Origin of the sequence: Pseudomonas sp. NFACC10-1, assembly GCF_900119195.1 — a bacterium.
GTDB classification, from domain to species: domain Bacteria; phylum Pseudomonadota; class Gammaproteobacteria; order Pseudomonadales; family Pseudomonadaceae; genus Aquipseudomonas; species Aquipseudomonas cerasi.
In genome coordinates this window covers 403,909-418,096 of sequence record NZ_FPJB01000001.1, presented here as the reverse complement: position 1 = coordinate 418,096, position 14,188 = coordinate 403,909, and the positions used below count along the sequence as shown (strand labels likewise).

At 62.7% G+C, this 14,188-nt stretch carries 3 protein-coding genes; all 3 read right to left on the bottom strand.

The window, feature by feature from the left end; translation table 11 throughout:
* On the bottom strand, window positions 1–3,175 hold a 3,175-nt coding region (locus tag BT119_RS01700), incomplete at its 3' end, for a non-ribosomal peptide synthetase (protein WP_175550543.1).
* 1 nt (window position 3,176) lies between these two features.
* Complete coding sequence (locus BT119_RS01695) at window positions 3,177–9,635, bottom strand: non-ribosomal peptide synthetase (RefSeq protein ID WP_072364612.1); 6,459 nt, start codon at window positions 9,633–9,635, stop codon at window positions 3,177–3,179.
* A gap of 14 nt (window positions 9,636–9,649) precedes the next feature.
* On the bottom strand, window positions 9,650–14,188 hold a 4,539-nt coding region (locus tag BT119_RS01690; protein ID WP_139271351.1), incomplete at its 5' end, for a non-ribosomal peptide synthetase.

Sequence of the window (14,188 nt, the reverse complement as noted above, 5' to 3'; positions counted from 1 at the left end):
CGAACAATTGCTTGGGGCTGAGCTTGATGCCCTGACGCTTGGCGCGGGCGATGATCTGCAGACTGAGGATCGAATCGCCGCCCAGCTCGAAGAAGTTGTCGGTGCTGCCGACCTGTTCCAGCTTGAGGACATCCGCCCACACGGCGGCGAGCTTTTCCTCGATCTCGCCGACTGGCGCGGTGTAGCGCTGTTTGACCATGCCAGGCTTGGGCAAGGCGCGCTTGTCGAGCTTGCCGTTGGCGGTCAGTGGCAGACTGTCCAGCAGCATGATCTGCGCGGGCACCAGATACTCGGGCAAGCGCGCCGCCAGTTGCTCACGCAGTTTGTCGACGTTGAGGCTCGTGCCGGCTGCCGCGACGCAATAGGCCACCAGTTGCAGACGTGTTTCATCGCTTTCCAGCGGCTGCGCCAGCACCACGGCGTCGGCCACGTTTTCCAGGGTTTGCAGAAGCTGGCCGACCTCGCCCGGCTCGACCCGGTAACCGCGGATTTTCACCTGATCGTCAGCACGGCCGAGGTATTCCAGCACGCCATCCACCCAACGCGCACGGTCGCCTGCACGGTACAAACGCTGACCGTTGGCGTCCGGGTCCGGCACAAAGCGTTCGGCGGTCATTGCCGCACGGCCCAGATAGCCCTGCGCCAGCCCGCGACCGCCCAGATACAGTTCACCGGCCACCCGTTCGGCCACCGGATTGAGGTAAGCGTCCAGCACCCGCGCTTTGCCGTTGGCCAGCGGCTGACCGACCGGCACACTACGGCAGGCACTGAGGTGCCCGGCCACTTCGTGGGTCAGGATACCGACCGTGGTTTCGGTCGGGCCGTAGTGGTTGATGATCCGGCAGCCCGGCTTGAGCGCACGCACCTGCTCGATCAACGCCCAGGCGCTGGCCTCGCCACCCAGAATGAGCACTTGCCCAGGCAGCACGTCCGCCGGGTTGGCGGCCTGTAGCAGACCCTGCAAATGGCTGGGCACGATTTTCAGCACTTCAACCTGATGCTCGGCCATGTAACGCGCAAAACCGTCAGGGTCGAACGCCTGCTCGTGCGACAGCAGGTGCAGCGGTCGGCCGGACGCCAGCGCACCGAACAACAGCGTATGCCCCAGGTCGGCAGCGACCGTCGACACCATCGCCATGCTCGCCCCTTCATTCAACGCCAGACGCTCAAGCACGCCCTGCACATAGTTGGCCAGCGCGCCGTGGCTGACCACCACCCCCTTGGGCTGCCCGGTGGAGCCGGATGTGTAGATGATGTACGCCGCTTGCTCAGACAGCACCCGAACATCCAGCGCCCCGCTATCGACAGCGGCCCACAGCGCAGCATCGAACGCCAGCACCGGGCACACGCCCAACCGCGCGGCCTTGTCATCATCGGGTGCATGCACCAGCAGCACCGCGCCGCTGTCACGGGCCAGTTGCTGCAAGCGCTCGAACGGTTGCGCGCTGTCCAGCGGCAAGTACACCGCGCCCAGTTTCAGCACCGCCAGCAGGCTGACCACCCATTCCACGGAGCGGTCCAGACACAGCGCGACGGTCATGCCCGGCTTGATGTCCTGGGCGTGCAGGTAGCGGGCGAACTGGTTACTGCGTGTCTCAAGCTCGTCAAAGTTCAACACCTGCTGACCCACACGCAACGCAGTCTTGCCACGCCCGGCACGCAGGCCCTGTTGCCAGAGGCTGAGGAAATCGGGGCAGGCAACGTCCTGGGTTTGCTCGGCGACCGGCGACGATACGGCGTGTGGATGATCGGCCAGACGCCGGTCGGTGTCCGAGACCAGTGCTTGCAGCACGCTGCGCAACGCTTCGGCGATACGCTCGATGCTCTGCGCTTCGAACAGGTCGGTGGCGTAGGTGAAATAACCGCGTATCCCTTCGGGCGTGTCGGTGAAGTCGAAGGCCAGATCGAAACGCGCATCGCTGCTGCCCATCGGGAACTCATCGACCGTCAGGCCCGACACGCGCTGCCCGCTGCCATCGGCCGCCAGCACGTGCTGATTGATCTTGAACTGGAACAGCGGGTTGTGGCCCGGATTGCGCTCCGGTGCCAAGGCATCCACCAGATGCTCGAACGGCAGTTCCTGATGCGACTGCGCGCCCGTCACCACCTGCTTGACCTGATCCAGCAGCTCGGCAAAGCTCTGCCGCTCATCCACCTGCACGCGCAGCACCTGAGTGTTGATGAAAAAGCCGATCAGCCCTTCCAGCTCGCTGCGGGTGCGCCCGGCATTGGGTGCGCCGATGCGGATGTCGGACTGCCCGCTGAAGCGCGACAGCACCACCGACAGCGCCGCCAGCGTCACCATGAACAGGGTCTGGCCATTGTTGCGCGCCAGGCTTTTCAGTTGCGTGGACAATTGCTGCGGCAGGTCGACGCGCACCATCGCACCGCGATGGCTCGGTTGCAGCGGACGCGGATGATCCAGTGGCAGGCTCAGCAACGGATGTTCGCTGCCCAACTGCTGTTTCCAGTAGTCCAGCTGCCGCTCGCCCTCCCCGGCCTCCAGCCAGGCGCGTTGCCAGATCGCGTAATCTGCGTACTGAATCGCCAGCTCGGGTAACGAAATCGGCTGTCCGGATACCTGAGCCTGATACAACTGCACGAACTCGCGAATCAGCACTTCGCCGGACCAGCCATCGGACACCACGTGATGCATGCACACGGTCAGTACGTGTTCGCTTTCACTCAGTTGGAACAGCTTGACCCGCAGCAGCGTGCCGCTCAGCAGGTCGAAGGGCTTTTGCAACTCGGCGCGCACCTGCTGCTCGATGTCTGCGGGCGCCACCGACGCGAACTCGAGAGCGACTGTAGCCTGTTCGAGAATCTCCTGATAGAACACGCCATCCTCTGAAACGAAGCGGGTGCGCAGGGTTTCATGGCGTTGCACCAGCCGCTCCAGCGCTGCGCTCAGCGCCTGCCGGTCCAGTGCGCCTTTCAAACGCACCGCCAAAGGCACGTTGTAGGCTGCGTTGCCCGGCTCCATCTGCCAGAGGAACAGCATGCGCTGCTGCGCGTAAGACAGCGGAATACGCGCTGCGGCATGCCGGGTCACGGCGATGGGCAGCAGTTTGAAGCTCTGTCCGGTCTCATGCATTTTGGCGAGGATCTGGCGCCGCCGTTCGACGGGCAGGCCGACGAAACGCTGGGCAATACGCTCTGCTGCAGACTTGTCCATGTCAGATACCCGCCATTTCATTCATCATTTTTTCAATATCGGACAAGCCGTCCTCGGTCAGCGACAGGCCACTGCCGGCGAAGGCCTGAATAAATTCGTTCAGTTGCGGTTTCTCGAAGATCAGGCGCAGCGGAATGTCGATTCCCAGGCCGGTGTGGATTCTGGAAATCAGCTGCGTCGCCAACAGCGAGTGACCACCCAGCTCGAAGAAATCATCGCTCAGCCCGACACGCTCGACTTTCAGCACATCGGCCCAGATCGCCGCCATCTGCTGTTCCTGCTCGGTACAGGGTGCGACGTACTGGCGCTGCAACTGGCTGGCGTCCGGCTTAGGCAGTGCCTTGCGATCGAGCTTGCCGTTGGCGCTCAGCGGCATTCTGTCCAGCACGATGAAATGCGTGGGCACCATGTAATCCGGCAGCGATTCCTTGAGACAGACCTTGAGCGCATCACGCAACTGATCGTCGTGGTGCCCGACCACCAGATACGCCGCCAGCTGTTTGCCGGACGGGCCTTCAACGTCGATCACCACCGCCTCATGAACGCTGTCGTGCTCCAGCAGGCTGGCTTCGATTTCGCCCAGTTCGATGCGCAAGCCGCGAATCTTCACCTGATGGTCGATACGCCCGGCGTAGTCGATAACACCTGCGTCGCGATAACGCGCCAGATCGCCGGTGCGGTACAGCCTGCCGCCGCCCTGCTCGTCGAACGGGTCCGGCACGAAACGCTCGGCCGTCAGTGCTGCACGGTTGTGATAACCACGCGCCAGACCGACGCCCCCCAGGTACAACTCCGCCGCCACGCCCTGTGCAGCTGGCAGCAGACCGTCGTCGAGGATATGGGTTTTCAGGTTGTCGATCGGCTGCCCGATCGGCACGCTGAGGATATCGTCGGCGCTACAAGTCCAGTGGGTCACGTCGATGGCTGCTTCGGTCGGACCGTACAGGTTGTACAAACCGGCCTGCGGCAAACGCTTAATCACCTGAGCGGCCAGCTCGGCAGGCAGTGCTTCACCGCTGCATACCACTCGGCGCAGCGTGTCACAGCTTTCCACCTGGGGATGAGTCATGAACGCCTGCAGCATCGACGGCACAAAGTGCAGCGTCGTGACCTGATGCTCGCGGATGGTCTGCACCAGCCGCTCGGGGTCGCGGTGATCACCCGGCAGCGCCACGGCCAGACGCGCGCCGGTCATCAGCGGCCAGAAGAATTCCCAGACCGACACGTCGAAACTGAACGGCGTCTTCTGTAGAACGGTATCGCTGCCATCAATTTTGTAAGCTTTCTGCATCCAGTGCAGACGGTTGACCAGCGCACGATGACTGTTGCCCGCGCCCTTGGGTTTGCCGGTTGAGCCGGAGGTGTAAATCACATAAGCCAGGTTCAATGGATGGCTGAGGTTGACCGGGTTGGCGGTGCTGTAGCCCTCCAGCCAGTCGCCGTCCTGATCCAGGCACAGGCTCTGTACCTGAACCGGCAAACGCGCCAATAGCGCCGTCTGGGTCAACAGCAAACCGATGCCGCTGTCCTGCATCATGTAGGCCAGACGATCCTCGGGGTAGTCCGGGTCCAGCGGCACGTAGGCGCCACCGGCCTTGATGATCGCCAGCAGACCGATCACCAGTTCCAGGCTGCGCTCGACGCAGATGCCCACCAATACGTCCGGGCCAACGCCCGACTCACGCAGGCGATGCGCAAGCTGATTGGCGCGGGCGTTGAGCTGTACGTAGCTCAGTTGTTCAGTGGCGAAAACCAGCGCCGGTGCGTCCGGCGTGGCGCGCACCTGGGCTTCGATCAGGCTGTGCAGGCAGGCTTCGTTGGGGAAGTCTGCAGCGGTAGCGTTCCAGTCGTGAAGAATCTGCTGCCGTTCAGCCACGTCGAGCATCGGCACTTCGGCAATGCGCTGTGCGGCATTGGCGCAGATGGCCTGCAACAAGGCCAGCCAGTGCCCGGCCATGCGCTCGATGGTGCGCGGGTCGAACAACGCTGTCGCATAGGTCAGGCCAGCGCTCAGGCCACCGTCATGTTCGGCAGTGTTGAGGGTCAGGTCGAACTGCGCCGGGTAACTGTCCGGCAGCAGCGCTTCGACCTGCAGACCGGGCAGCGCGCGGACGTCGGCGCTGGCCTGGCTCTGGTGATTGAACATCACCTGAAACAGCGGGCTGTGGCTAAGGCTGCGCTGTGGCTGCAGGGCTTCGACCAGTTGCTCGAATGGCAGCTCCTGATGCGCCTGGGCTTGCAGGGCGGTGTATTTGACCTGCTGCAGCAACTCATTGAACGTCGTATGCACGTCAAACTCGGCGCGCAGCACCTGTGTGTTGACGAAGAAGCCGATCAGGCCTTCGGTTTCAGCGCGGTTGCGGTTGGCAATCGGCACGCCGACGCGAATATCCGACTGGCCACTGTGACGGTGCAGCAGGCTCTGGAATGAGGCCAGCAACAGCATAAACAGAGTCACGCCCTGTTGCCGCGCAACCTGCTTCAAGCCATCGATCAGCGCAGGCTCAAGCTCGACTGCCAGACGCGCACCGGCATGGCTTTGCACCACTGGCCTCGGATAATCGGCGGGCAGCTCCAGAATCGGCTGCTGATCGCCCAATTGCTGCTTCCAGTAATCCAGCTGCCGGGCCTGCTCGCCAGCCTCCATCCAGGTCCGCTGCCACAGTGCGTAGTCGGCGTATTGCAGGTCCAGCGCGGTCAGGCTCACCTCACGGCCCTGACTGTAGCCCTCGTAAAGGCGCACCAGTTCATCGACCATGATCGGCATCGACCAGCCATCGGAGACGATGTGATGCTGAGTCAGAATCAGCACATGCTCATCGGTGTTGAGGTTCAGCAAGCGGACCCGCAACAGCGGTCCCTGCTCCAGATCGAACGGGCGCTGCATTTCCTGCTGCACGCAAGCTTCAAGAGTCTGGCCGCTGGGCAGCGACTCGACAGACAGGATCAAGGCACGTGGCGGGTGGATGATCTGCAGCGCCTGCTCGCCCTGCTGGCGGAAGGTCGTACGCAGGGTTTCGTGACGGGCAATCAGCGCGCTGAAACTGTGCTCCAGCGCAGCGATGTCCAGCGAACCGCGCAGGCGCAGGGCTGCGGGAATAATGTACGCGGTGTTCTGCGGATCAAGCTGCCAGAGGAACCACTGACGCTGCTGCGCGTAAGACAGCCCCAGCGGCTGCGTGCGGTCGGCCTTGATGAAGCGCGGCGCGTCGTTGCCCTGCCCTGCGCCGGCTGCCAGCGCGAAGGCCGCCAGATCACGCGCTTCGAACAAGTCGCGTAACGACAACTCGACGTCCAGTTGCTGACGAATACGCGAAATCACCTGAGTGGCCAGCAACGAATGCCCACCCAGCTCGAAAAAGTTGTCACTGCGTCCGACCCGCTCGAGTTTCAACACGTCGGCCCAGATCGCTGCCAGTTGCTGCTCCAGCTCGCCTTGCGGGGCGCTGTAGGTGGCCTGCAACTGACTGGCGTCCGGCGCAGGCAACGCCTTGCGGTCCAGCTTGCCATTGGCGGTCAACGGCATGCTGTCGAGAACGATGAAATGGGTAGGCACCATGTAATCGAGCAAGTGCGCTCTGAGTTGGCTTTTCAGCGTTTCACGCAGGGTTGGCTGATCCTGATCAGGCTCGGTAGGCACCAGGTACGCCGCCAACTGCCCTTCCAGCGCCAGCACGCTCACTTCACGCACCGCCGGGAGCGCATGCAGCCGCGCTTCGATTTCGCCCAGTTCGATACGAAAGCCGCGAATCTTCACCTGGTGGTCGATACGCCCGGCGTATTCGATGGTTCCGGCAGCGCGATAACGCGCCAGGTCGCCGGTGCGGTAGAGGCGGCCACCATCATTGGAGAACGGGTCCGGCACAAAGCGTTCGGCGGTCAGCGCGGCGCGGTGATGGTAGCCCCGCGCCAGACCGGCATGGCCGATGTGCAGTTCGCCGCTGCAACCCAGGGCAACCGGGTTGAAATCAGCATCCAGCACATACCACGACAGGTCGGGAATCGCCTCGCCAATCGGGCTGGCCGGGTTCTGCGTGTCGGCCAGCGTGATTGGTCGATAGCTCACGTGCACCGTGGTTTCAGTGATGCCGTACATGTTGATCAGTTGTGGCGCTTGATCGCCAAAGCGCTCGAACCACGGCTTCAGGCTGGCGACGTCCAGTGCCTCGCCGCCAAAGATGACTTTCTGCAACGACAGCGGTAGCGACGAATCGCAGGCCACACGCATCAGTTGCTTGAACGCCGACGGTGTCTGGTTGAGCACCGTGACCTGCTGTTCGACCAGCAGCGCGTGGAAATCTTCCGGCGAGCGGGTTACTTCGCGCGGCACGATGACCAGTCGGCCGCCATGCAGCAGCGCGCCGAAAATCTCCCAGACCGAGAAGTCGAAGGCAAAGGAATGGAACAGCGTCCACACGTCCTTTTCGCTGAATGTGAACCAGTCATCCGTCGCCGCGAACAGGCGCATCAGGTTGTGATGGGCGAGCAAGGTGCCTTTCGGTTTGCCGGTCGAGCCCGAGGTGTAGATCACGTAGGCCAGGTTGTCCGGCGTGGTCTGGTTGACCGGGTTTTCCGTGCTGTAACCGTCCAGCGCATCAGCCAGATCCAGCTTCTGAACATGTGCAGGAATCGGCAACTGACCCAGCAAATGCGCTTGAGTCAGCAACAATTCGATACCGCTGTCGTGCATCAGAAAGCTCAGGCGATCCTGCGGGTAATCCGGGTCCAGTGGCACGTATGCGCCACCGGCCTTGAGGATCGCCAGCATCCCTACAATCATGTCCAGACTGCGTTCAGCGGCCAGCCCCACGCGAACATCCGGGCCAACGCCCTGCTCGCGCAGTTTATGGGCCAGTTGGTTGGCACGGCTGTTGAGCTGTTGATAGCTCATCTGCTCGGCACCAAAGCTCAGAGCGATGGCCAGCGGCGTGCGCTCGGCCTGGGTTTCAATACGTTGATGGGCACAATAATCGCTTGGGTAAACCGCAATGTCGCGGTTCCAGTCGCGCAGGGTGTCTTGCCGTTCATCGATACTCAACAGCGACAGATCGGCGATGCGTTGGTTGACGTCGCGGCACATGCCGCTCAGCAGGTTGCGCCAGTGCCCGGCCATGCGCTCGATGGTCGATGCGTCGAACAGGTCGGTGGCGTAGGTCAATGCGGCTGTCAGGCCGTCCGGGCGTTCGCAGGTGTCGAGGGTCAGGTCGAACTGCGCGGTGTGCTTGGCGGACACCTGATATTCCAGACGCAGCCCTGCCAGCTCACGGGTCTGGTTGTGGCCTTCGCTCTGGTGGTTGTAGGCCACCTGGAACAGCGGGCTGCGGCTCAGGTCGCGCTGCGGCTGCAACGCTTCGACCAGTTGCTCGAACGGCAGGTCCTGATGCGCCTGCGCCTGTACGGCGGTGTGTTTGACCTGCTGCAACAGCTCGGCCACGGATGTCTGCATGGTGAATTCGGCCTTGAGCACCTGGGTGTTGACGAAGAAGCCGATCAGCCCCTGGGTTTCGCTGCGGGTACGGTTGGCGACCGGCACGCCGACGCGTATATCGGCCTGACCGCTGTAGCGATGCAGCAGGGTCTGCAACGAGGCCAGCAACAGCATGAACAGGGTGATGCCCTGTTGCCGCGCCAGCACCTTGAGGCCGTCAAGCAGCGCAGCGTCCAGCTCGACGTTAAGCCGCGCACCTTGGTAACTGCGCAGCGCAGGACGCGGCCGATCAGTGGGCAATTCCAGAATCGGCTGTTGCTCGCCCAGTTGCTGCTTCCAGTACGCCAGCTGGCGTTCCTGTTCACCCATTTCCAGCCAGTTGCGCTGCCAGAGGGCGTAGTCGGCGTACTGGATCGGCAAAGGCGCCAGCTTGACCTCGCGACCGAGGCTGGCGGCCTGGTAGAACTGCATCAACTCCTCGACCATGATCGGCATCGACCAGCCATCGGAGACGATGTGGTGCTGGGTCAACACCAGTACATGCTCCTGCCCGCTCAGCCTGAGCACGTTGACCCGCAGCAGCGGCCCTTGCAGCAGATCGAAAGGCTGCTGCACGTGGCGATCCACCCACGTTTCAACGGACTCGCCAGCCGCCAGTTGCTCGACACCGAGCGCAAAAGGCGACACCGGATGCACCACCTGCAGCGCTTCATCGCCCTGCTGTTCAAACGTGGTGCGCAGCGTTTCGTGACGCTCGATCAGTTGTTCCACACTGCGCCGCAATGCCTCGACATTCAGCGCGCCGTGCAGGCGCAACGCCAGCGGAATGTTGTAAGTCGCGCTGTGCGGTTCCAGTTGCCAGATGATCCATTGCCGCTGCTGCGCGTAGGAGAGCGCGGACGGCACCTGCGTCTCCCGCACTGCGATCGGCGTGACCCCGTAGAGATTCACCCCTTGACGCTTGAGCAGCACCGCCAGCGCCTTGCGTTCACGGGCGGACAGCGATTTAACGGAGTCAAGCAACTGTTGCACTGGGGTCTCTCCTGCTAAGCAATCAAATTATCAATTTCCTCCGCTGATAAACGTTTGAGTGCCTCCAGTGATTTAGTCAATTCGTCCTGCGCGTGGCCACTTTCGCCATTTTTTTCCTGCAGCGTGGCGCTGAAGTCCGCCAGCACCGGTTGCTCGAAGACATCCTTGAGGCTGACCTCGTGCTGCAACTGTTCGCGCACCCGCACGAGCATCTGCACCGCCAGCAGCGAATGCCCGCCCGACTCGAAGAAGTTGTCACTGCGACCGACCCGCTCGATCTTCAACACATCGGCCCAGATCGCTGCCAGTTGCTGCTCCAGCTCGCCTCGCGGGGCGCTGTAGGTGGCCTGCAACTGACTGGCGTCCGGCGCAGGCAGCGCCTTGCGGTCAAGCTTGCCGTTGGCGGTCAACGGCATGCTGTCGAGGACGATGAAATGGGTAGGCACCATGTAATCGGGCAAGTGCGCCCTGAGTCGGCTTTTCAGCGTTTCACGCAGGGTTGTCTGATCCTGATCAGGCTCGGTAGGCACCAGGTACGCCGCCAATTGCCCTTCGATGGCCAGCACGCTCACTTCGCGCACATCCGGATGCGCTTGCAGCCGCGCTTCGATTTCGCCCAGCTCGATACGAAAGCCGCGAATTTTCACTTGATGGTCGATGCGCCCGGCGTAGTCGATCATCCCACCAGCCCGATAACGCGCCAGGTCGCCGGTGCGGTAAAGGCGGCCGCCGTCGTTGGAAAACGGGTCCGGCACAAAGCGTTCGGCGGTCAGCGCCGCGCGGTTGTGATAACCCCGCGCCAGACCGGCATGACCGATGTGCAGTTCGCCGCTGCAACCCTGGGCGACCGGATTGAAATCCGCGTCCAGCACATACCACGACAAATCCGGGATCGCCTCGCCAATCGGGCTGGCCGGGTTTTGCGTGTCGGCCTCGGTTATTGGCCTGTAGGTCACGTGAACCGTGGTTTCGGTGATGCCGTACATGTTGATCAACTGCGCTGCCTGATCACCAAAACGGTCGAACCACGGCTTCAGGCTGGCGACGTCCAGTGCCTCGCCGCCGAAGATGACTTTCTGCAACGACAGCGGTAACGACGAATCACAGGCCACACGCATCAGTTGCTTGAACGCCGACGGTGTCTGGTTGAGCACCGTGACCTGCTGTTCGACCAGCAGCGCGTGGAAATCTTCCGGCGAGCGGGTCACTTCGCGCGGCACGATGACCAGCCGGCCGCCATGCAGCAGCGCGCCGAAAATCTCCCAGACCGAGAAGTCGAAGGCAAAGGAATGGAACAGCGTCCACACGTCCTTTTCGCTGAATGTGAACCAGTCATCTGTGGCCGCGAACAGGCGCATCAGGTTGTGATGGGCGAGCAAGGTGCCTTTGGGTTTGCCGGTCGAGCCCGAGGTGTAGATCACGTAGGCCAGGTTGTCCGGCGCGGTCTGGTTGAGCAGATTTTCCGTGCTGTAACCGTTCAGCGCATCAGCCAGGTCGAGCGTCTGCACCTGTTCGGGGATTGGCATTTTGCCAAGCAGCGGCGCCTGGGTCAGTAGCAGTTCGATACCGCTGTCGTGCATCAGAAAGCCCAAGCGATCCTGCGGGTAATCCGGGTCCAGCGGTACGTAAGCGCCACCGGCCTTGAGGATGGCCAGCAGGCCGACAATCATCTCCAGGCCGCGCTCGGCGGCCAGCCCGACGCGCACATCCGGACCGACGCCCTGCTCACGCAGTTTATGGGCCAACTGGTTGGCGCGGCAGTTGAGCTGTTGATAGCTCAGTTGCTCGTCACCGAAGCTCAGAGCGATGGCCAACGGTGTGCGCTCGGCCTGGGCTTCGATGCGTTGATGGGCGCACTGCTCGCTCTGGTAGCGCTGCACGCTTTGCGTCCAGGCGGTTGGCAATGCCAGTTCGCCGAGTCGCGTGGTTGCCGATGCGCAGAGACTCTGCAGCAGGTGATCGAAATGCGCCGCCAGTTGCAGAATGCCTTCGGCGCTGAAGTGCTGGCGGTCGTAGCTGAAACGCACCGACAGCACCTCATTGGCCTCGACCACCAGGGTCAGCGGGTAATGCGCCTGCTCCTGATTGCGCAGGTCGTTGAAGGCCAGACCGTCCGGCGCACGTTGCAGGGCTTCGGACACCGGGTAGTTTTCGAACACCAGAATGGTGTCGAACAACGCCTCGCCACTGTTGCGCGCCCAGCGCTGGATGTCATACAGCGGCGTGTGCTCATGCTCGCGCAGGGCAAGGTTCTTCGTCTGTACCTGCTGCACCCAGTCGGCCACCGTCTGCTCGGCACGCGGGCTGGCGATGACCGGCAGGGTGTTGATGAACAGCCCCAGCTGTTCTTCGACACCCGGCAACTCGGCCGGACGCCCGGCCACGGTCGCGCCAAAGGTCACGCTGGACTGGCCGGTATAGCGTTGCAGCAGCAACAGCCAGGCCGATTGCAGCAGCGTATTGAGGGTGACGCGCTGCTCGCGGGCAAACGCGTTCAGGCGTCGGGTGCCGTCGTTGTCGATCAGTTGGATGTAGTCGCCGTAACCCTGCCCCTCGGCCGAAGACTTGAACGCTTGCAGCAAGCGGGTCGGCTCGTCCAGTTCCGCCAGCTCCGCAGTCCAGAAACGCTCGCTGAGGGCGGCATCCTGATGCTGTAGCCACTGAATGTAATCACGATAGCGGCCTGCCTGTTTCGCTGGCATCTGCCCGCTGTAGCGTTGCAGCACTTCACCGAGCAGGCGCGAGCTGCTCCAGCCATCCATAAGGATATGGTGGCTGGTATACACCAGATGCCACGCGTCTTTGGCGGTGCGCAACACGGCCAGGCGCAACAATGGCCCGTGCGCCAGATCGAAGCCTTGCTGACGGTCGGCCTGCGCCCAGTCGTCGAGCCAGCTTTCCGGCTGACCGCGCGCATCCAGCTCGACAAAAGGCACCTCGACCTGACGCTGCACCACTTGCAGCGACTGCTCGCGCTGGCTGACAAAACCACTGCGCAGCACGTCGTGCTTGTCCACCGCGGCCTGCCATGCATCGCGGAAACGCGGCACATCCAGCCCGCGAATGTCCACCCGCAACTGATTGATGTAGTTGCCCACGCCTTCATCGAACAGCGAATGAAACAGCATGCCCTGCTGCATCGGCGACAGCGGGTAGATATCCTCGATCTGGCCCGCAGCAATCGGCAGCTCGTCAAGCTGCGTCTGGGTGAGGCGCGCCAGCGGGAAGTCCGAAGGCGTGACGCCTTGATGCCCGGCCGTGCAATGTTCGATCAGGGTGGTCAGCGCCTGCTCGTAGCGACGCGCCAGGGTGTCGATGGTCGAGGCGTGATACACCTCGCGGCTGAAGCTCCAGTCCAGTTGCAACTGGCCGTCGAACACCTGACCGTTGAGGCTCAGCCAGTTGCCCAGCGGCCCGTCCTCGCACAGCGCAGTGCCTGAACTGTCGGCACTCGGTACGAACAGCGCGCCTTGGTGTTCGTTGAAGCTGCCGTCGAACTGGCCCAGGTAATTGAACGTGACCCGCGCCTGCGGCAAGGCAGCCAACTGCTGCGCGAAAGACGCCTCGCCCATATAGCGCAACACGCCGTAACCAATGCCCTTGTCGGGCACCGCACGCAATTGCTCCTTGATGCCGCACAGGCTTGCACCCGGCGCGATCTGCGGCGTGAGGCGCACCGGAAACAGGCTGCTGAACCAGCCTGCGGTGCGGCTCAGATCGGTATCGTCGAACAGGTCTTCACGGCCATGCCCTTCCAGCTGGATCAGCACCGAGGGCTGCTGGCTCCATTCGCAGAGGACCTGGGCCAGCGCCGTCAGCAGCAGATCGTTGACTTGCGTGCGGTACGCGGCGGGCGCGACTTTCAGCAGCTTGTGGGTCAGGTCCCGGCTCAGCCAGGAAGAGGCATGCGCCGCGTCGCGATTGCGCATCGTGCCTTCGGGCTTGTCGCGAGGCAGCGGCTGGTCTGCGCCCTGCAAGGCCTGCAGCCAGTAATCGCGCTCGGTGTTCAGCTTCTGGCCGGTCGCATACTGTTGCAATTGCTCGGCCCAACGCTGGAGCGACGTGGTCTTTGCCGCGAGTGCTACCGGCTGGCCTTGCGCCAGGGCGCGATACGCCTGTTGCAGATCTTCCAGCAACACCCGCCATGACACGCCGTCCACCACAAGATGGTGAATCACCAGCAACAGGCGCTGTTCGCCTTGTGGCAGGTTGATCAGCACGGCACGCAGCAGCGGGCCGTTTTTCAGGTCCAGGCTGCGCTGCGCTTCGTCGGCCAGTTCGGACAAGCGCTCGATGCTGTCCAGCTCATGGGTCCAGACCAGCTCACGAGTGTTCAGCGCGCCGAAGGTGGCCTGCCATTGGCCGCTCTGCTGGGTGAAACCCAAGCGCAGTGCGTCGTGCTGTTCGACCAGCGCAGTCAATGCAGTCTGAAGATAAGTGGCCTCCAGCGCTTGCAACGGCTTGAGCATCAGCGCCTGATTCCAGTGCTGACGCTCGGGGATGTCCAGCTCGAAGAAACGCGCCTGAATCGGCAGCAACGGCAACGAACCGCT